The sequence below is a fragment of the Bifidobacterium indicum genome (assembly GCF_036987015.1).
Lineage (GTDB): Bacteria > Actinomycetota > Actinomycetes > Actinomycetales > Bifidobacteriaceae > Bombiscardovia > Bombiscardovia indica.
This window is the reverse complement of sequence record NZ_BTXM01000001.1, coordinates 310329-329736: the sequence shown is the minus strand read 5'-3', so window position 1 is coordinate 329736 and position 19408 is coordinate 310329. Positions and strand designations below refer to the sequence as shown.

Here is a 19408-nt window from a genome sequence, read left to right as displayed (position 1 = left end):
GGATCAGAGACGCTTCCCCACCTCGTCGGCTGCGCGCAGGGCGTGGGCCACGTCGACGGGGGTGACCTCGAAGGGCATGTTCCCCATGGTCTCATCAGGGCCGCAGGCATGTTCGCCAACACTGAGCAGGTCCTCGTCGGTGGCGTCGCCAATGCCGATCTCCTCCAGGGATGTGGGCAGGCCGACCTGACGGAAGAAGTCATAGACCTCAGCCGTCTCGTCGAATGAGCGATCCTCCAGGACGAACTCGGCCAGGGTGCCGAAGGCCACCTTCTCCCCGTGGAGCATCTTGTGGGTGCCCTCCAGGGCGGTCATCCCGTCATGGATGGCGTGTGCCGCAGCCAGACCGGAGCTTTCGAATCCCAGTCCGCTGAGCAGGGTGTTGGCCTCGATGATGTTCTCCAGGGCGGCCGTGCGGATGCCTGCCTTTGCGGCGGCAACCGCCTTGGCCCCATCCTCGAGGAGGGTGTCGTGGCAGAGCTTGGCCAGGGTGAAGGCGGCGTTGGTGGCATGGCCTCCGGTCATGGTGATGGCATTGGACCGCACGCAGGCTGCTGCCTCGTAATAGGTGGCGAAGGCGTCACCGAGCCCTGCGACCAGGAACCGCACCGGGGCCTTGGCGATGATGTCGGTATCCATCAGAACGACGTTGGGGTTGGAAGGCAGGGGCAGGTACTTGTCGAAAACGCCGTCCGGACGGTAAAGGACGGACAGACGGGAGCAGGGTGCATCGGATGATGCAGCAGTGGGGACGATCATGACCGGCAGGTGGGCGTAGAAAGCCACGGCCTTGGCCGTATCCAGCGTTTTGCCGCCACCGATGCCGATGACCACATCGCTGGACCCCAGATGCTCCCGGTGGTGGTCGATCTCCTCGGCGGAGCACTCACCGCCGAACTCCATGAGCTGATAAGGCATCTGCTTCTGATCGAAGGAGGAGACGATCTGATCGTGATAGAGCTTGTCGATCATCGGATCGACGATGATGTGGGCGCCTCTGGAACCTATGGCCGCATATTCATCGGCCAGCTGCCCCATGGCACCTTCCTGCTGGATATAGCTTCCGGGAGAACATAGAACCTTACGCATGGCAACCCCTATCTAGATGACATATTTCGCTGAACCGTCATCGGCTCCTTGGATGAAGTCCATCATCCATCAGGACCGATTCTACCGGTATACGCTGACCGTGGCACCCGGACAAGACCCAAGGCTGACTACTGGGCCGCCTTTGACGGTGGTGCCGGGGATGCGGAATCCGGGGACGACCCTGTTGTAGGTGTCGTTTCAGGAGCTGTCGGGGTCTTGGAGTTCGAGGCGTCCGGACTGGGTTCAGGCTCCTGCTGGGTCGGTCTGGTGGTCTGCTGGGGCGTCTGGGTATGCCCCTGGCTGGGCTGGGTGGTCACACTGGGCTGATTCGTCTCCCCCCGTTCATCCTGGGGTCGGGTCGTTTCGGTAGGGTTGCCTTCGGTGGTCTGCTCGGTGGTCGATGGACTGACCACGTTGCGGACCACATGGTCGGTCCCCTCACCCTTGGTCAGGAGATTGATGGCCAGGGCGCTCAGGATGACCGCCACCAGGGCACTGACCACGGAAACGATGATGATGTTCCGTTTCCTGCGCTTGATCTGGGCGGGGGAAAGAGCAATGGCCCGACCACCCTGATGGGAACCACCGAGGGCATCATCACCACGGTGATTTCCTCCCCCATTGGTGGATACCACGGTTCTGCCGCCGTTCTGTCTCCCTCCGTTGTCGGCCGAAACCGGCTGCATGACAGTGGTCCGGCCGGAATCATGCCGGGCCGGAGGCAAAAGGGTCGTTTCTTCTCCTGAGGCCTGACCGCCTCCCGTCTTCCCACCCACAGGCCGCATGACCGTGGTTTCGCGACCGACCTGGGGCATGGTCTGGGTTTCCCGGTTCGAAGTATCGTCAGTCGTGTCCACGGCGTTCTTGTCGTCATCGCCGCCGATGACGGTCTCCTGGAACTTCTGCCCGGAGGCCTCCAGGACGTTCTTGTAGATCTGTGAGGCCACAGCCGACACAATGGAACCTATGGCCACTCCAATGATGGACCCTGCTACGCCGATCTTGGCCGCCAGCCAGAACGAGGTCATGGCAGCCAGGGCTCCGGCGGCTATCTGGGCCCACGAAATGTCATGGAAGAAATTCTTCAACCCCCGGCTCCTTCATACCCATCGGCTGCGTGTACTGATGAATCATGATAGCGCCGACCTGTGTCGAACTTGTGATAGGCCTCCGGGTATGCAGGCCGCACTCGCGCAAGGCCGAATGGTTACGACCCGGCCCCTCTTGGCTGGCGCCCGAAGGTTTCGCGCAGCGGTAATCAGTCCTGGTCGACCAGTCCCATGGGGCGATCCCAGTCTCCTCGCATGGCGATGGCCGGGCCCCTGTTGTAGTCGATCATGGACCACCGCAACTGACCGTCCTCCATGCTCCTGGCTGAAAGTCTGGCCCAATGCGCATTGCGCATGGTCACCATGCCCACATACTCGGGGTAGGTCTTCGCCATGCCCAGAATGGCCTGAAGAGCCTGGGAGATGAAGGAACCGTGCGAGAAGACAAAGAGATCGGTGTCCTCGTCGGCCGACAGGGCCCACTCGGTGATGGCCTCGAATCCACGCTCCCCCACATGGGGCTTGGACTCCGCGCCGTGCTTGAGCTCACCGCCGCCGCCACACATCCATGATGTATAGTCCTCGGGCCACCGGTCCATGACCTCTGCGGCACTGACACCCTCCCAGTCGCCGAATCCACGCTCACGCAGTCGGGTATCGGGATGGACCTCCACCCCCAGTGGATCGGCGAAGGCCCTTGCCGTGTCCATGGCCCGGGACAGGTCGGATGCGACCACCAGCTGTTTGCGTCCCTCGGGTACGGTATCGACGTATTCTCGGCGCAGTTCCTCGGCCGAACGCTCAACCTGCCAACGGCCGGTCGTATTCAGGGGGATGTCAATCTGCCCTTGCATGCGATGCCTGGCGTTGTAGTTGGTCTGCCCATGCCTGACCAGTGTCAGGGAGCGGACATGACGAAGAGAACCCGCCCCTTCGTTCATGACAAGGACTCCTCGTCCCGGTCGGGCCAGGCGAACCTGCTGCGCATGTCCGTATCCTCAAAACCGGCCATCATGGAATCGGGGTCCTCATCGGTCTGGTCATCCTCCAGGGTGAACCGGTGCTCCAGCTGGAGGTCGACCTGGGGGCAGTCCTTCCAGAGACGCTCGAGGTCATAGTACTTCCGGGCCTGCTTGTGCATGACGTGGATGACGAAGTCGCCGTAGTCCAGGAGGACCCATTGTGCCTCGTCGATGCCCTCGCGTGAACGCGTGTCACGCTTGCATTGGATGTGCAGCTGCTTCTCCACCTCCTCGGCGATGGCCAGGACCTGACGTTCGTTGCCGCCCGTGGCCACCATGAAGATGTCCGTGATGGCGATGGGCTGGGACACGTCGAAAGCGACGATGTCCATGGCCTTGATATCGTTGGCGGCCTTGGCGGCCACCCGTACCGCGTCTATGGAATCCTGCAATGCTGGCACTGATATGCCTTTCAACTGGATCTGTCCGAGGTCTCGGAAACTGCTCGGTTTATCTTACCTGTCATTATTCCTCACTCCTCGACCGGTGGAGGAACCCGGTTCCAAGTGAGGGGATCGCGCCGGGCGGGATACGCTCAACGCTCCCATTCGGGCTTCCAGTCCCCGACCGTGTGCTGATCGTTGGTGGAGTAGACCATGGCCCCTTCGGGAACCTGGTGACGAATCACCGACCCGGCCCCGGTCGTTGCCTCGTCGCCCACCTGGACCGGTGCCACGAAAAGGTTGCCTGCACCGACATGGACCCCGGACCCGATCTCGGTCCTGTTCTTGTGGACCCCGTCGTAGTTGGCCGTGATGGTTCCACCCCCGACATTGCTGTCGTGGCCGATATGGGTGTCACCGACATAGGAAAGGTGGGGGACCTTGGTCCCATGGTCGATATGGGCCTTCTTCATCTCCACGAAAGCTCCGGCCTTGGTGTCCTCGGCCAGGTCGTTGCCGGGTCTCAGGTAGGTCCAGGGCCCGATGCTGGCCCTGGCGCCGATGTGGGTCTCCTGAATCCTGGAGCGTTCCACTGTGGCACCCTGGTCGATGGTCGCATCAATCAGGGTGGTATAGGGACCGATGACCGCATCCGCGGAAATGGCGGTATGCCCCTGGAGGAGGCACCCGGGCAGGATGGTGGCATCGGGTTCGATGGACACATCGTCCTCGATCCATGTGGTCGCCGGATCCAGGATGGTCACCCCGGACCGCATCAGTTCATGACAGACCCGGATGTTGTGGTCCTTGGCCAGGACAGCCAGCTGCACCCTGTCGTTGACACCTTCGACGCTGAGTGGGTCGGGCGCAGTGAAGGCACCGACGGTACCGGATTGGCGGGCGACCTCCAGGGCGTCCGTCAGGTAGAACTCCCCCTGGGCGTTGCTGTCCCGAAGCCCCCTGATGGCCTGGCAAAGCACGTCAACGTCGAAGACGTATACGGAGGTATTGACCTCCTTGACGGCAAGCTCGGTACCGGTGGCGTCCTTCTGTTCGACGATGCGGAGCACCCGCCCGTCCTGGTCACGGATGATGCGCCCGTACCCGGTTGGATCGTCCAGGTTCGCGGTCAGGACCGTGGCCCCATCTCCGGTCCTGACATGGTGGTCGATCAGGCCTCGAAGGGTGTCCGTGTCAAGAAGGGGCATATCGGAGGCCGCTATCAGCACGTACCCGTTCGGATCCAGGCTCTGACGCAACTGGTCCATGGCGCACTGGACGGCGCGGCCGGTACCGGGGCAATCGTCCTGCTGGACGATGCGAACCTGGCCATCGTAGGAACGTGCGGCCTCGGCCACCTTCTCGGCCTGGAAGTGGACCACCACTGCGGTCAGCCCCGGATCCAGGGCCGTAACCGATGCCATGACCCGCTCAAGGAAGGTCCTGCCGGCAAGCTTATGCAGGACCTTGGGCAGGGAGGAACGCATGCGGGTACCCTCACCGGCGGCCAGGATGATGCCCGCCGTCAGCCCTGATTCCGGCATCAAAACTCCACCACCCCGCTTTCGGCGACATCAATCAGGTCGTGGATGGAATTGACCACCTTATCGGGTCTGAAGGGGAAGGTCTCCACCTCTTCGCGCTTGGTGATGCCCGTCAGCACCAGGAAGGTGTTGAGGCCCGCCTCCACGCCGGCCACCACATCCGTATCCATCCTGTCGCCGATCATGGCGGTGGTCTCCGAGTGTCCACCGACCCTGTTCAGGGCGGTGCGGAACATGATGGGGTTGGGCTTGCCCACGAAGTAGGGCTCCCGGTTGGTGGCCTTGGTCACCAGGGCAGCCACGGATCCGGCCGCCGGCAGAACGCCGTTCTCGCTGGGGCCGGTGGCATCGGGGTTGGTGCAGATGAACCGGGCACCCCCCAGGATCAGACGGATGGCCGTCGTAATCGACTCAAAGGAGTAGGTCCTGGTCTCGCCCAGGATGACATAGTCGGGATTGATGTCGGACAGGATGAACCCGGCCTCGTGGAGGGCCGTGGTCAGACCGGCCTCGCCGATCACATAGGCAGATCCGCGCGGGATGGTGCGGGAGACGAAGTCGGCCGTGGCCAGGGCCGAGGTCCAGATCTTGTCTTCAGGAACGTCGATGCCGCTCCGGCCCAGTCTGGCCGAGAGGTCGCGCGGTGTGTAAATGGGGTTGTTGGTCAGTACCAGATACTGTCGGTTATGTTCCTTCAGCGTTTCGATGAATTCGGCAGCTCCGGGCAGGGCGGTGTTCTCATGCACCAGCACCCCATCCATATCGGTGAGCCAGGTTTCGATCTTCTTGACTGCCAAATCAGTTCCTTTCGGTTGATCACCAACCCCTCAAGGCCGTCTCCGACCGGAATCGGCGAGCGTAAGCTCCCCCACCTGGATTCGAACCAAGACCAAGGGTTCCAAAGACCCGTGTGCTGCCATTACACCATGGGGGAAAGGCGGAAGCAAGGTGCACCACCGAAATCATTATGCCACAAACCGACGATAGCGGCACACCGGTCATACCGGCGCGGCCAGCATATGTCGGCCCCGGGCCGCTCAGGCGAAGAGAAATCCCTGACCGTGATGGGCCGGGTAGGTATCGAAGAGCTTGGCCACGGAGCCGTCCTCGAAGACCGCCCTGATGGCTGAAGCCAGGAGGGGGGCGATGGAGAGCACGGTCAGTCCATCCCAACGCTTCTCGGAAGGAATCGGGACCGTGTCGGTCACGACGACCTCCTTGGCCTCGCAGTCCTGGAGCCTCTGGACGGCAGGACCGGACATGACCCCGTGCGTGGCCACGATGGTGATGGAGCTGGCACCGGCCTTACGAAGCACGTTGCAAGCCTCGGCGATGGTGCCACCGGTATCGATCAGATCATCGACCAGGACGCAATCCAACCCCTTCACATCGCCGACGACGCGGTGTGCCACGGCCTTGTTGGGCTGGGTGACGTCGCGGGTCTTGTGGATGAAGGCCAGAGGAACGCCGCCCAGGCGTTGGGCCCACTGCTCGGCCACCCGGATACGGCCGGCGTCGGGCGAGACCACGGCCACCTTGGAGAGGTCCATCCTGTCACGAACATAGTCCACCAGGACGGGCATGGCGATCAGGTGGTCCACCGGGCCATCGAAAAAGCCCTGGGACTGGGCGGCGTGCAGGTCGACCGACATGATGCGCTCGGCACCAGCGGTCTTGAGCAGGTCGAACATGAGTCGGCAGGAGATGGGTTCACGACCCAGATGCTTCTTGTCCTGGCGGGAGTATCCCAGGAGGGGGCAGACGGCGGTGATGCTGCCGGCCGAGGCGCGCTTCAGTGCATCGATCATGATCAACTGTTCCATGATGGACTTGTTGATAGGGTCAGCGTGGCTTTGCAGGACGAAAACATCGGCCCCGCGCACCGACTCCGTATACCGCACGTACATCTCTCCGTTGGCAAAGTCGTAGGCCGTGGTTTCCAGAACTTCGATGCCAAGTTGATTGGCCACATCCGCCGCAAGCCTCGGGTGGGTTCTGCCCGTTACAAGAATGAGATTTTTGCCTGGTCTGCCTTTGAGGATTGCACTCACCATATCTCCAAACGTTGTTGTCGCTGAAGCGGACAGCATCCATGATAATCGCGCGCACTGACACGGCGGGGAGTTCGTGTTGACCGGGCTCAGTCCGTGTCGGACTCGCCACCACGACTGTAGAGACCGTGTTTGTTGATGTACTGGACCACCCCGTCGGGCACCAGGTACCAGACCGGCATCCCCTTGGCGGAGCGCCGCCTGATGTCTGTAGAGGAGATGGCCAGAGCGGGGATCTCCAGCATGTCGACCTTCTGGTCGGGTAGGTTCAGGGCAGGCAGGCTGGGTGAATACCCGGGCCGGGTCACTGCCACGAAGTGGGCCAGGTCCCACATGGTATCGGCGTCCTTCCATCGCATGATCTCGGCTACCGCGTCTGCCCCGGTGATGAAGAAGAGGTCGCTGTCCGGCCTCAACCGCTGAATATCACGAAGGGTGTCGACGGTGTAGGTGATGCCCGGCCGGTCGATATCGACCCGGGAGACCGTGAACTTGGGATTGGAGGCGGTTGCGATCACCGTCATCAGATAACGGTCCTCGGCATTGGTCACGGCCTTGTCCAACTTGAAGACAGGCCGGCCGGTCGGCACGAAGATGACCTCATCGAGGTCGTAGACCCAGGCCACCTCCGAGGCGGCCACCAAGTGGCCATTGTGGATCGGGTCGAAGGTGCCGCCCATGATTCCGACCCTGGGGCGTGTACCCACCCCGGGGGCATCGGTATGGAGCCGCGTGGGCTCCGTCGGACTGGGCTGGTCCTTCCTGGACAGGTCGGACATCTTGCGGTTCCCGTCCGACTCCCCCGGATTCATCGGGCCTCCCCGGACGGTTCGGCTTCCCCGGAAGCCTCCTCCTGGTCCTCAGCCTTGGCCAGGAAGGCATTCTCCTTCTTCTCCTCAGTGACCTCCTGTTTGAGCTGCTCGGCACTGGGACTGACCCGGTCCGGATCGATCCGCTCCATATCGGCATTCCATTCCTCCTGGACCACCCGGCGAATCTCCGCAAAGGTGGGCAGGGGGAAGTTGGGCTGGTAGGCCCGGCGCACCTGTGCCACACACTGGGTGATGGTGACCAGGGAGGCCGACAGGTCGGCTATCTTCCCATCCTGTTCCTGCTTGCGGAAGTCAGGAACATGGTTCTCCATGACCGTTATCTGGCGGCGGACCTCATTGAGTTCCTCATCACTCGGGTCGCGGACCTCCTCGGAAACCTCGTCGGGCCAACCGATCAGCACCGCATCGGCGTACTCCAGGCAGGCACGCTGCTCGGCATCGGGGATGCCGTCCTCTATCTGGACCAAAAAGACATACCTGAGTATGCTGAGCCGCTCCGATGCCACCCGGAGCCATATGCGTGGATTGTCCTGCTCCTGACGGAACAGTTCCTCAATCTCTTCGTTCACGGGCGCACCTGCCCCCTTCCGTAGCCAATCCACTTGGTGGTCGTCAGCTCCTGCAAACCCATGGGGCCCCTGGCATGAAGTTTCTGGGTGGAGATGCCCAGCTCGGCCCCCATGCCGAACTGGCCGCCATCGGTGAACCTGGTCGAGGCGTTGACCATGACCACGGCCGAGTCCACCCGTTTGGTGAACTCCTCGATGGCCTCATAGTCCTCGGCCATGATGGCTTCGGTGTGCCCTGTGGAGTACCGGTTGATGTGATCGATGGCCTGGTCCAGGGAGTCGACCACCTTGACGGCCATCTTCAGGTCCAGGTACTCGGTCTCCCAGTCTTCGGGCCTGGCCTCCATGAGCAGTTCAGACGGCAGGGAAATCCCCTGGTCTCCCTGGTCGGCATCCAGGGACCTGAGAATGTCCATGGAGACGGTGTCCAGGTGGAGCTCCACCTGGGCGGCGGTAAGGGCTTGCGCGATCCGGGGCAGGAACCTGGCGGCCACGTCACGGTGGATGACCAGCTTCTCGGCGGCGTTGCAGACCCCGACGCGTTGGGTCTTGGCGTTGATGATGACCGGGATGGCCTTGTCCAGGTCGGCGGAACGATCCAGATAGATGTGGACGTTGCCGGCCCCGGTCTCGATCGTCGGCACCGTGGCCTGCGAGATGACGCTCCGGATAAGCCCCCGACCACCACGGGGCACCAGGAGGTCGATGTGACCCCGGGCCTGCATCAGGGCCTGGGCACCCTGTCTGCCGAATTCGTCCACTGCCGCCACCAGGGCGGGGTCCAGACCCCCCTGATCAAGGACCCTGCCAATCAGGCCCACCAGGGCCCGGTTGGTCCGTTCCGCCGCGTGGCCACCACGCAGGAGGACGGCGTTGCCTGATTTCAGGCATAGGGAGACCACATCGACGGTCACGTTGGGGCGGGCTTCGTAAATCATGGCCACGACCCCCAAGGGGACCCTGACCTGGTTGAGCCGCATCCCGTTGGGCATCTCATGCCCCCGGACCAGGCTGCCGAGCGGGTCGGGCAGGGCGGCCACCTGACGCACCCCCTGCGCCGCTGCGGCCACCCTGACCTTGTCCAGGCGGAGCCGGTCGATCAGACCGGCCGACATACCGGACTCGAAGGCCTCATCCAGATCGGAACGGTTGGCGGCCTCGATCTCTTCGGCCGAGGCGATCAGGGCATCGGCCAGAGCCGTGAGCAGGGCGTTCCTGGCGTCCCCATCCATCATGGCCAGCTTGGTCTGGGCGCTGGCGGCCCGGTCCGCCATGGCGCAGACCCTGGCGGAGACATCCGACTGACTCAGGGAGGTCTCTTGATCACTCATCCTGCGGTCCTCTCACGCTCCGGGGCCGATGGCCCATCCTTATCACTGCTCTGATTGTAACCCTGAGGTTGAGGTCGCCCGATTCGCCCAGCAATGGTGTCCGTCGCAGAAACGCGAAGCAGCGGTCGGATTGCGAAGAGGCGAGTGCCGAGGATCCATTCGGCATGTCCTGGCCGGGGCTGCTGAAATGGCAGGAAGGCCCGACCGGATTCCGGCCGGGCCTTCCTGATGGTCACGGATGGACGATTCCTGCAATCAGTGGGTCTGATTGAGTCCCGGATAGAGCGGGAACTCCTCGACCAGACGGTCCACACGGGCCTTGAGCGCATCGACATCAGCGTTCCTGCCCTGCGCCAGGGCGGTACCGATGACGTCGGCGACCTCCTCGTACTGGGCATTGCCGAAGCCGCGGGTGGCCAGGGCCGAGGTGCCGATACGCAGACCGGAGGCCACGGAGGCCGGACGGGGATCGAAGGGAACCGTGTTCCTGTTGACCGTGATGCCGACCTGGGCCAGGAGGTCCTCCCCCTGCTGGCCGTCCATCTCACTGTTGCGCAGGTCGACCATGACCAGGTGGACATCCGTTCCACCGGTCAGGACGGTGATCCCGTTGGCCGCCACATCGGGGGCCATCAGGCGCTCGGCCAGGATCTTGGCCCCTTCAAGGGTGCGCTGCATGCGCTGCTTGAACTCGGGGGTTCCAGCCAGCTTGAAGGCAACGGCCTTGGCGGCGATGACGTGCATGAGCGGGCCGCCCTGGTTCCCGGGGAAGACGGCGGAATTGATCTTCTTGCCGTACTCCTCCTTGGCCAGGATGAAGCCCGAACGGGGACCTCCCAGGGTCTTGTGGGCCGTGGAGGAGACCACGTCGGCATAGGGAACCGGGCTGGGGTGCAGACCGGCCGCCACCATGCCTGCGAAGTGGGCCATGTCCACCCAGAACCTGGCACCCACCTCGTCGGCGATCTCCTTCATGGCCTTGAAGTCCTCGATGCGCGGATAGGCGCTCCATCCTCCGATGATCAGGGCGGGGTGGGCCTCCTTGGCACGCCGACGGATGATCTCCGGATCGATGCGGAAGGTCTCGGGGTTCACCCCGTAAGCCTCCGCGTGGTAGAAACGACCGGAGAAATTGATCTTCATGCCGTGGGTCAGATGGCCGCCGTGGTCCAGGGCCAGGCCGAGGACGGTGTCACCCGGTTTGATCAGGGATTGGTAGACGGCTGCGTTGGCCTGGGCCCCGGAGTGGGGTTGGACATTGGCGTACTCGGCGCCGAAGAGTTCCTTGGCCCTGTTGCGGGCCAGGGTCTCGACCTGGTCGACCCACTCGCAGCCGCCGTAGTAGCGCCTGCCCGGATAGCCCTCGGCATACTTGTTGGTCAGCACGGACCCCTGGGCCTGCAGGACGGACCTGGGAACGAAGTTCTCGGAGGCGATCATCTCAAGACCGTCGCGCTGACGGTCCAACTCATGATCAAGCAGCCGGGAGATCTCAGGATCGACCTGCGAGATCGAAGAGTTGAAGGCATCGTCGTATTGCTGTACCAGTTTCTCTTCGACCATCGGTCTCTCCTTTTGTTTGACGCTCAGCCGCACTCACTCAGGACTGATTGGCAATACTGTACGCTGGCCACGTTAACGAAACAGCCATTTCTCTTAGAATGTGTCCACATTGTGAACCGGGCCTGGGCAGGTGTGGAATCAGGATACCCTCTTCGGTCTTCTTGGAACACGGTTCTGCCCCTCGGCTGTACAGGGCCACCTCGGCCGTACCTTGGGCTAGAATCAACCCATATCCGGTTCGCCTTGCGGGGGGACCATCAGTGAGAGACCAGGGCGGAAGGGCACTACCGCATGAAGGCATTCCACAGCACACGCAACAACGACCGGACCATGACATCCAGGCAGGCCATCCGTCAGGGCATGGCCCCGGACGGCGGTCTCTTCGTCACCGACCGGTTGGCATCGGTCCAGGTCGATCCGGCCTGCCTGTCCGGTCAGACCTACCAGCAGACCGCAGCCAGGATACTGGGACTGCTGCTGGACGACTACACGGCAGACGAATTGGACCAATCGATTCGTGCCGCCTACGGGGACCAGTGGTCCGACCCCAGGATCACCCCCCTGACCAAGGTGGGCGATGACTACATCCTGGAACTCTTTCATGGACCCACCTCGGCCTTCAAGGATGTGGCCCTGCAGATGCTGCCACAGCTGATGAGCCGCACCCTCCCCCAGGGCGGGGCGGACCAGCGGATCATGATCCTGACCGCCACCTCTGGAGATACCGGCAAGGCCGCCCTTGCAGGGTTCGCCGATGCACCCGGCACGGGTATCACGGTCTTCTACCCCGAGGGTAAGGTCAGCCAGGTGCAACGGCTGCAGATGGTCACCCAGGCGGGCTCCAACGTTCGCGTCTGCGCCGTCCGGGGCAACTTCGACGATGCCCAGTCGGCCGTCAAGACCATCTTCGCCGATCGGGACCTGGCCTCGAATCTGGCCAGTGGGGCCGGAACCGTCCTGTCGTCGGCCAATTCAATCAATGTGGGGCGCCTGGTCCCCCAGGTCGTCTATTACTTCCATGCCTACGGCTCCCTCCTCGACCAGGGCCGTATACAGGTGGGCGACCCGGTGGAGTTCTGCGTGCCAACCGGCAACTTCGGCGACATCCTGGCCGGATACTATGCCAGGATGATGGGCCTGCCCGTGGCCCGGCTGACCGTGGCCTCGGACCGGAACAAGGTCCTGAGCGACTTCCTGACCACCGGCGTCTACGACAGGAACCGGCCCTTCTACACCACCACCTCCCCCAGCATGGACATTCTCATCTCCTCCAACCTGGAGCGGATGCTCTACTACATGTCCAACGGCGACACGGAACTGATCGCCTCCCTGATGGAGGATCTGGCCACCACCGGCCGCTACCAGGTCCCGGCCGACCTCCTGGCCAGGATCCAGTCCCTCTTCGCCTGCGGCTGGGCCGATGAGGGTCAGGTATCGGCGGCCATTCACGATTGCTGGCAGGACCACCACTACCTGATCGACCCCCACACGGCTTGCGGCTACCATGTGATGGACCGCGAGCGCCGTCAGGACGGCATCCCCCGGGTCCTCCTCTCGACCGCCAGCCCCTACAAGTTCCCCCGGGTGGTGGGCCGGTCCCTGGGACTGGACACCCCGGAGAGCGACTTCGCCTGCATGGATGCCATCGCACAGGCCACCGGCACCACGGCCCCGGTCAACCTGCGCAACCTGGAGACCGAGGAGGTCCGTTTCGAGGACTGCATCGACATCGCCGACATGCCCGCTTATGTCCGCCGCGCTGCCATAGAGATGAGGGCCTAGCCAAAAGCCGACGGACCTTGGGTTCACAGTCCTGCCGTCACGAGTGTCCTTCCCTTGGAAAAGGCCTGCCGGCCAACTCCGGCGTTGGCCTCATAGCCACTGTCCACGGAGACAAGACAATCCGGCCCGGATGCCAACTGAGCAAACCGGAGGAAGGGTCATAGATCCTTGGCCAGATAGGCCTGTCGGGAAATGTACTTGGAAACCAGATCGATGACCACCAGGAGCGCCAAACCGATCAGCATTGTCCGCCAGGTATTGGCCGAGAAGAACAGCAGGACCTCGCTAAGGAAGGCGGACCAATCCAGGGGTATCTGGGCAATCAGGAGACCGAGAACAATCAACCCGACAGCATAGGTGAATATTTTCAACATCGCCTGGGTGGCGGTGTTGCGATAGAAAAGCGGCAGACACAGGTCAAGAAACACCATACCCAGAGCCAGGAGCGCCAGACCAGCCAGGACGATGCTTCCGAGCTCGTTCACGGCACCGCTGAAGTCCAGGACCCTGTTCCGGTAGGCTCGGGCCGTGAAAACCATAAGGATGAAACCCAGACCCATTCCCAGCGGAGTCAGATGAAGATACAGATACCTGCCCAGAATCTGATTCTTCCTCTGTACCGGCATGAGTCCGAAGAGGTTGCCTTCAGGTCCATCGAAGTTGAAGAAGCAATCCACCAGTTGACCTATCATCAGACCGAAACAGCTGCCTGTCAACAGGCCCACCAATACATCAGAGACCTCATCGCCCAGACCGACAAGCACAATCAGCAGACACGAAACCAGAGGGAAGGCCCCGAGGATGGCAAGAATCATCCAAGCCCTGCCACGATGAGACCAACTTCTGCAGTCGGTTTTGGCCGCCAGCATTATCTGATTCATTGTTTGCCTCCCTCGTGGCCATTCCGGACTGACAGGGAAGCACCGCTCTTCACCCGGGAGGAGGCGGTTCCGCCATCCACGCTATGGAATTCAGGGGTGCTCCCCAATTGTCGCGGCCCATGGACCGTCAGACGCATAACCGTGTCGAAATCGGCACGCTGCATCTGGTAACGGCCTTCCCGGACTCCGGAATGTGCAGGGTCGGCGGCCTCCAGGAAGGTCTGTCTGTCCTCGCTTCGGATCAGGGCATCGAAGCCGGTGGCATAGGCGCGCAGACCCAGGAGCATGGATTCCTGCGCCCGGCTGATATCGCCATGGGCCCCCTGAACGAGCATGAAGGAATCCTCGAACTCGTCCTTTGGACCGGTGAAATAGACCGATCCTGCATTGATGTAGGTGATGAAATCGGCCACACTCTCCAGGTCTGCGGTGATGTGGGTGGAGAAGAGGACCGAATGCCGCCCATCCGCTATGTAGTCGACGAGGATGTCCATCAGCTCGTCCCTGGAGAGGACATCCAACCCGCTCGTGGGCTCGTCAAGGATGAGGAGTCTGGCATCGTGGCTCAGAGCGATGGCCAGCATGAGCTTCATCTGCATGCCCCGGGAGAGCTTCTTGATCTTCTGCCCGGGCTGGAGTCCGAACCGTTGCAGGTAGTCGGCATAGCGCCGGGAGTTCCATCTTGGGTAGAAGGGCGCCATGATCCTCTCGGCCGCCTCCACGTACCACTGGCCGTTGAGGAAGATGGAGTCGAAGACCACACCCAGATCGCCCTTGATGGCTTCCTCCTCCTGGATGTTGTCTCGTCCCAGGACCTGGATGTCACCCGAATCTCGCCTGATCATGTTCAGGATCAGCTTGATCAGGGTTGATTTGCCGGCGCCGTTTGGACCGATCAACCCCATGATGTATCCCAAGGGAAGATCAAGGGTCACGTCCTTGAGACCGAATCCCTCCTTGCTGGCCGCCATTCCTGTACCGCCTCTGCCAAGAAGTCCCTTCGGTCCCCTGGAATCCGGGTCATGATCAGGCCGCGCCCGGAAGTGCTTGCCGACATCACTGGCACGGAGAGCGTATTGCACATCATCCTGACCTATTGCAGCCATGATTCCGTTCCCTTCCCTGGTCGCCGACGACCGGCTGACGAGAAAGGACCAGATGCGGATACGGATCCTGACGTCTCCCCGGCCCCTCGCTCAGGTACCGAGTCGGAGACGGTGTCATCCAGGACCTGCTCCAGGTTGGTACGGACCCATTCGGGGCCCATGCCTGCCTGGGCGGAAACCTGCACGGCCTCCTGCAGGAGGTTCTGGACCCTGTTCTGGAGCTGCCGGCGCATGACCTCATTGCCCCGGTCCATGACGAAGGTCCCCTTGCCCTGGATGTTCTCCACCAGACCCTCCTGGGCCAGTTCGTTGTAAGCCCGGGTCACGGTGAGCACGGACACCCTGAGTTCGCGGGCCAGGTGGCGGAGAGAGGGGAGCCCCTCCCCCGCCGCCAGGTCGCCGGACAGGATGGCAGAACGTATCTGGTCTTCTATCTGCTGGTAAATCGGCTTTCCGGACACGGATGAGATGATCAGTTTCATCCAGTCCTCCTTCTGTGTTTGAACAGGAACCGCCCGGTTAGGCTGTATCACTGTTAAGTTATACAATATAACAGTTTGGCCAACTGTGCAAGTCGGTTATATAACAGTTGCCCGTATCTCCCAGTCGAAAGACATCACCCATGGAACCTAATCGGCTTCATGGGGGGGGGGGGGGCAAGAAGCCTGTTCACAGTGATGGTCATGCCCGTGATTTCAGGTTCGCCCATGAGACGTTGTGAGGCCCCTGCAAGAACGGTTCGCTCTTATGCATTACCTCATTGGGCGAAGAAAGGGATGAAGGACCGCTCAGATCCGGAGTGGCGCCTGCTCGAAATCGTGGATGCCGCCGTCCGCCTCCTGGCAGATGCGCTCCCAGTCCCTGTCGGAGGAAGAGTCATACATGGCCCAGACCCGCATGCCCAGTGACTTGGCCGTGCGCACCGCGATAAGGATGTCCTCGAAGACCGTGCACCTTTCAGGAGGCAGACCGAGCCCCCTTGCGGCATGGAGGAAGATGTCCGGGCGCTCCTTGCCCCCCGGACCGGCGTCGTCGACACTGCAGACCATGTCGAAGCAATCCCGGATGCCGGCATGCTCCAGGGCGGTCTCCCTCAGCCGGGGGGCCAGACTGGTCGCCACGGCCAATCGGGCCCCGGTATTTCGCAGGTGATGCAGGTAGTTAAGGGCGTGCGGCTTAGGCCTGACCTTGGTGGCATACAGTTCCTGGGCAGTATCGTTCCATTCACTCATCAGGTCCTTCCAGTCCTCATCCAAGGAGAATCGCCTGATGGTGTAGTCGGCTATGTCGCCGAACTGCATGGCCGCCACCTCGTGGGCGTAGTCGGCGGGCATGGGAATGCCACGACGCTCGAAGAAGATCCTGTCCACTTCCGCCCAGACACCCATGGAATCCAAGAGGGTCCCATCCAAATCGAAAATAGCGCCCTTACCGGCATTGACAGGCTGTGTCATCCTGGACGGCCATCCTTTCCGGTTTTTCGAACCCCTGATGCTTCGATGTGGTGAAAAACGTTCCCGCATCAGCTAGAGACGGCTGGAATCGAGGAGCTCCCGTGCATGCTCCAGGGAGGTCTCCGACTCGCTCCCGGCCAGCATGCGGGCGATTTCCCGCTGGCGGGATTCACCGCTGACCTGACTTATGACCGTTTCCACCCCGCCAGCCTGGCCGGCCCCCTTGGAGACCACAAAATGGGCATCGGCCCAGGAAGCCACCTGGGGCAGGTGGGTGACCACAATCACCTGGGATGTGGCCGCCAGCCTGGCCAGACGACGTCCCAGCTCCACGGCGGCACGACCGCCCACACCGGCATCGACCTCATCAAAGATGAAGGTCATGGAAGGCCCGGCCTCATCCCGGCCGTCTCCGGATTTCCGATCAATGGCCCTGGCATCGGCCGCCACCAGCTCCATGGCCAGCATCAGACGGCTCAGCTCACCGCCCGAGGCGCTCTTGCCCATGGGCAACCGGGGCGACCCCGGGTAGGGGGTGAAGAGGAAGGCTATATCATCCAGCCCCTGCGAATCCAGGGCCTCGTCGGGCCGTTGGACGATCTTGACCTCCAGGCCGGCCCCTGCCATGGCCAGGGATTTCAGCTCATCAGAGACCTTGCCACCCAGGTCTCGTCCGGCCTTGTCCCTAACCCGAGAAAGAGCCCTGGCCGCTTGCAGGGCCCGGTCCCTCTCCAGGTCGCACCGGTCCTGGAGCTCCTGGAGCTTCTCGGGCGAGGCGTCCATATCTTCCAGGTCCAACCGGGACTTCTCCCGCCAGGCCAGCACATCATCAATGGTGGGCCCCCAACGCCGGGTCAGCTCCGATAGATCGTGGATCCGGGCGTTGATCCTGTCCAGGTCGCCCTCCTGAACCTCGTCATCCACCTCGCTGCTCAGGGTGAAGACCAGGTCCGCCAGGTCGGTGTTGATTGACCGCAGCCGTTCGGCGCTCTCCTTGAAGACCCCATCCACCCCGATCCCATCCAGGGCGGAGATGGCCTGGTCGATCAGTCCTGAGACCGAGGGCCCATCCCCGTCAGGATCGACCTGGGAGGCATCCAAGGCTCCCAGCGCCACCCGCAGCCCCTGGCTGATCTGGGCGGCATGCTCAATCCTGTCGCGTTGCAGCTGCAGATCATCGTCCTCCCCGGGATGGGGATCCACCCGATCAATCCGGTCAATGGACTCACGCAGGTAGTCGGCCTGGGCCGCCATGCCCGTCTCCTGATTGCGCAGGGTCTCCAGGTGCTCCCTGGTCTCCTGGTAGGTTGCCCAGGCCGCACGGAAGGCGGCCAGTTCCTGCCCGTCACGGGCATAGGCATCCAGGAAGTCCCGTTGCCGGCCCGGAGCGGCCATCCTCAGCTGATCGGCCTGACCGTGCACGGTGATCAGGTCGGCGGAGACCTCCTCAAGTAAGGAACGAGGGGCCGTCCGCCCGTTGACGCTCGCCCGGGAACGTCCCGTGACCGGAATCGACCGGGAGATGAAAATCTGGCCATCCTCCTCACCGGGCAGTCCCGCCTGGCTGATGACCTCGACAGGGGCGCGATCCCCCTCCGGCAGGAAGATGCCCTGGACCCAGGCCTCGGAAGAACCCGGCGCAACCAGGTCGGACCGGGTCGGAGCCCCGGAGATCAGTCTGATGGCATTGAGCAGCATGGACTTGCCGGCCCCGGTCTCCCCGGTGATGGCCGTCATGCCGGAAGCGGGTCGCAGCAAGGCCTGGTGGATGGGTCCCAGATCACGGACTTCCAATTCTTCCAGCATCAGCGGCCCCCGTCGGGTACCCGGGTACCGGCCCCGGGGAGGTTGGGCTTGTGCTGCTCGCGCCATCCGACAACCGGCAGGTCGAACTTGGAGACCAGCCGCTGGGTGAAGGGCACTCCGGACAGGCGGGCAAGGCGAAGGATGTCATGGGACTGACGGACGACGACCCGGGACTCCCTGGGAACCTCGCGCTGGCGCCGCCCGTCGTTGCATATCCAGCCGGCCGACTGGGAGTCCCCCAGGATGTCCAGGGTAAAGGTGGAATCCGGGCCGATGATCAGGGATCGGGCGAAGAGGGCATGGGCCGCGATGGGCACCATCTGCAGGGAACGGGCATCGGGCCAGACGATGGGCCCCCCGACCGAGAAGGCGTAGGCGGTCGACCCGGTGGGGGTGGCCACGATCATTCCGTCGCACCCGAAGGAGCTCATCTCCACATCGTCCACCCGTACGGAGACCTCGATCATCTTGCCCCGGTCATAGCGCTCCAGGGTCATGTCGTTCAGGGCCCAGTCGGTCAGGGGCTCATCGGCCCCCGGAAGCCAAAGGTCCACATGGGCCACCATGCGTTCGTCGATGGAGTAGTCGTGGTCGGCCACCCGTCGGATGGCCTCCCCTATCTGGAAGCTCTCGAATTCGGCAAGGAACCCGATATGGCCCAGGTTGACCCCCAGTATGGGTACCTCGGTGCACTTCACCAGCTCGGCCGCGCGCAGGATGGTCCCGTCCCCTCCCAGGACGATGACGATCTCGGTGTCGTCCTGGACCCGCTGCGAGGGTTCACCGAAGGCGGGGGCCTCGATGTTGTCGATGATGTCGACCCTGAAGCCGTCGGTCTGGAGCTGATGGACCACCTCGTTGACCAGGTTGCCGCTGGAGCGCACGCTGCTGTGCGTGACCACCACCGCGTTGCGTTTGCCCATGGGCATACCTCCCAAGTATGAC

17 protein-coding genes, 1 tRNA gene and 1 pseudogene are annotated in these 19408 nt (G+C 62.7%); 1 reads left to right on the top strand and 18 read right to left on the bottom strand.

Features of this window, described 5'->3' with window-relative positions:
• Positions 1 to 3 precede the first annotated feature (3 nt).
• The 12 genes from AACP59_RS01275 to glyA form a co-directional block, all read right to left on the bottom strand.
• Complete coding sequence (locus AACP59_RS01275; RefSeq protein ID WP_339349471.1) at positions 4 to 1089, bottom strand: glycerol dehydrogenase; 1086 nt, start codon at positions 1087 to 1089, stop codon at positions 4 to 6.
• A 128-nt stretch (positions 1090 to 1217) separates the two neighbouring features.
• The gene (locus tag AACP59_RS01270) at positions 1218 to 2177 is read right to left on the bottom strand and encodes a hypothetical protein (RefSeq protein WP_339349469.1); all 960 of its coding nucleotides are present in this window, start codon (positions 2175 to 2177) and stop codon (positions 1218 to 1220) included.
• A 170-nt stretch (positions 2178 to 2347) separates the two neighbouring features.
• Positions 2348 to 3079 (bottom strand): histidine phosphatase family protein, encoded by a 732-nt coding sequence (locus tag AACP59_RS01265; RefSeq protein ID WP_339349467.1) that lies wholly within the window; start codon positions 3077 to 3079, stop codon positions 2348 to 2350.
• Complete coding sequence (gene rsfS, locus AACP59_RS01260; RefSeq protein WP_339349465.1) at positions 3076 to 3561, bottom strand: ribosome silencing factor; 486 nt, start codon at positions 3559 to 3561, stop codon at positions 3076 to 3078. The genes AACP59_RS01265 and rsfS overlap by 4 nt, the downstream gene beginning before the upstream one ends.
• A 134-nt stretch (positions 3562 to 3695) precedes the next feature.
• Positions 3696 to 5087: a bifunctional UDP-N-acetylglucosamine diphosphorylase/glucosamine-1-phosphate N-acetyltransferase GlmU gene (gene glmU / locus AACP59_RS01255; protein WP_339349463.1), complete on the bottom strand. Its 1392-nt coding sequence runs from the start codon at positions 5085 to 5087 to the stop codon at positions 3696 to 3698.
• Positions 5087 to 5884 (bottom strand): HAD-IIA family hydrolase, encoded by a 798-nt coding sequence (locus tag AACP59_RS01250; RefSeq protein WP_297316131.1) that lies wholly within the window; start codon positions 5882 to 5884, stop codon positions 5087 to 5089. Before AACP59_RS01250 ends, glmU begins: the two co-directional genes overlap by 1 nt.
• A gap of 66 nt (positions 5885 to 5950) precedes the next feature.
• A tRNA-Gln gene (locus tag AACP59_RS01245) sits at positions 5951 to 6021 on the bottom strand.
• Between the two features lie 103 nt (positions 6022 to 6124).
• Positions 6125 to 7141, bottom strand: a complete 1017-nt coding sequence (locus AACP59_RS01240; protein ID WP_502260903.1) for a ribose-phosphate diphosphokinase — start codon at positions 7139 to 7141, stop codon at positions 6125 to 6127.
• Between the two features lie 86 nt (positions 7142 to 7227).
• Positions 7228 to 7950, bottom strand: coding sequence for a nicotinate-nucleotide adenylyltransferase (nadD, locus tag AACP59_RS01235; protein ID WP_339349461.1), 723 nt, complete (start codon positions 7948 to 7950; stop codon positions 7228 to 7230).
• Positions 7947 to 8540, bottom strand: a complete 594-nt coding sequence (locus AACP59_RS01230) for a phosphoribosylglycinamide synthetase (RefSeq protein WP_297316132.1) — start codon at positions 8538 to 8540, stop codon at positions 7947 to 7949. Before AACP59_RS01230 ends, nadD begins: the two co-directional genes overlap by 4 nt.
• The gene (locus tag AACP59_RS01225) at positions 8537 to 9871 is read right to left on the bottom strand and encodes a glutamate-5-semialdehyde dehydrogenase (protein ID WP_339349457.1); all 1335 of its coding nucleotides are present in this window, start codon (positions 9869 to 9871) and stop codon (positions 8537 to 8539) included. The genes AACP59_RS01230 and AACP59_RS01225 overlap by 4 nt, the downstream gene beginning before the upstream one ends.
• A gap of 255 nt (positions 9872 to 10126) precedes the next feature.
• A complete protein-coding gene (gene glyA, locus AACP59_RS01220) occupies positions 10127 to 11434 on the bottom strand; it encodes a serine hydroxymethyltransferase (protein WP_339349456.1) in 1308 nt (435 codons plus the stop codon).
• 291 nt (positions 11435 to 11725) lie between these two features.
• On the opposite strand from glyA, the gene thrC reads away from it, so the two are divergent.
• A complete protein-coding gene (gene thrC / locus AACP59_RS01215) occupies positions 11726 to 13216 on the top strand; it encodes a threonine synthase (protein ID WP_339349454.1) in 1491 nt (496 codons plus the stop codon).
• A 158-nt stretch (positions 13217 to 13374) separates the two neighbouring features.
• On the opposite strand, the gene AACP59_RS01210 is transcribed toward thrC, so the two are convergent.
• The 6 genes and pseudogenes from AACP59_RS01210 to AACP59_RS01185 form a co-directional block, all read right to left on the bottom strand.
• Entirely contained in the window at positions 13375 to 14097 is a 723-nt protein-coding gene (locus AACP59_RS01210) for an ABC-2 transporter permease (RefSeq protein ID WP_339349452.1), read from the bottom strand.
• Positions 14094 to 15203 (bottom strand): ABC transporter ATP-binding protein, encoded by a 1110-nt coding sequence (locus tag AACP59_RS01205; protein ID WP_370465942.1) that lies wholly within the window; start codon positions 15201 to 15203, stop codon positions 14094 to 14096. The genes AACP59_RS01210 and AACP59_RS01205 overlap by 4 nt, the downstream gene beginning before the upstream one ends.
• A gap of 208 nt (positions 15204 to 15411) precedes the next feature.
• Positions 15412 to 15685, bottom strand: a pseudogene (locus tag AACP59_RS01200) (GntR family transcriptional regulator); the annotation flags it as partial.
• Between the two features lie 306 nt (positions 15686 to 15991).
• Positions 15992 to 16657: an HAD family hydrolase gene (locus AACP59_RS01195; RefSeq protein ID WP_339349450.1), complete on the bottom strand. Its 666-nt coding sequence runs from the start codon at positions 16655 to 16657 to the stop codon at positions 15992 to 15994.
• Between the two features lie 72 nt (positions 16658 to 16729).
• Complete coding sequence (recN, locus tag AACP59_RS01190; protein WP_339349448.1) at positions 16730 to 18463, bottom strand: DNA repair protein RecN; 1734 nt, start codon at positions 18461 to 18463, stop codon at positions 16730 to 16732.
• Positions 18463 to 19386, bottom strand: coding sequence for an NAD kinase (locus tag AACP59_RS01185; protein ID WP_339349446.1), 924 nt, complete (start codon positions 19384 to 19386; stop codon positions 18463 to 18465). The genes recN and AACP59_RS01185 overlap by 1 nt, the downstream gene beginning before the upstream one ends.
• Positions 19387 to 19408 lie beyond the last annotated feature (22 nt).

Coding starts and splice junctions, on each gene's coding strand:
- AACP59_RS01265 (WP_339349467.1), bottom strand. CDS start 3,079: ATGAACGAAGGGGCGGGTTCTCTTCGTCATGTCCGCTCCCTGACACTG.
- AACP59_RS01275 (WP_339349471.1), bottom strand. CDS start 1,089: ATGCGTAAGGTTCTATGTTCTCCCGGAAGCTATATCCAGCAGGAAGGT.
- thrC (WP_339349454.1), top strand. CDS start 11,726: ATGAAGGCATTCCACAGCACACGCAACAACGACCGGACCATGACATCC.
- AACP59_RS01185 (WP_339349446.1), bottom strand. CDS start 19,386: ATGGGCAAACGCAACGCGGTGGTGGTCACGCACAGCAGCGTGCGCTCC.
- nadD (WP_339349461.1), bottom strand. CDS start 7,950: ATGAATCCGGGGGAGTCGGACGGGAACCGCAAGATGTCCGACCTGTCC.
- glyA (WP_339349456.1), bottom strand. CDS start 11,434: ATGGTCGAAGAGAAACTGGTACAGCAATACGACGATGCCTTCAACTCT.
- AACP59_RS01225 (WP_339349457.1), bottom strand. CDS start 9,871: ATGAGTGATCAAGAGACCTCCCTGAGTCAGTCGGATGTCTCCGCCAGG.
- AACP59_RS01205 (WP_370465942.1), bottom strand. CDS start 15,203: ATGGCTGCAATAGGTCAGGATGATGTGCAATACGCTCTCCGTGCCAGT.
- AACP59_RS01210 (WP_339349452.1), bottom strand. CDS start 14,097: ATGAATCAGATAATGCTGGCGGCCAAAACCGACTGCAGAAGTTGGTCT.
- AACP59_RS01240 (WP_502260903.1), bottom strand. CDS start 7,141: ATGGTGAGTGCAATCCTCAAAGGCAGACCAGGCAAAAATCTCATTCTT.
- glmU (WP_339349463.1), bottom strand. CDS start 5,087: ATGCCGGAATCAGGGCTGACGGCGGGCATCATCCTGGCCGCCGGTGAG.
- AACP59_RS01195 (WP_339349450.1), bottom strand. CDS start 16,657: ATGACACAGCCTGTCAATGCCGGTAAGGGCGCTATTTTCGATTTGGAT.
- recN (WP_339349448.1), bottom strand. CDS start 18,463: ATGCTGGAAGAATTGGAAGTCCGTGATCTGGGACCCATCCACCAGGCC.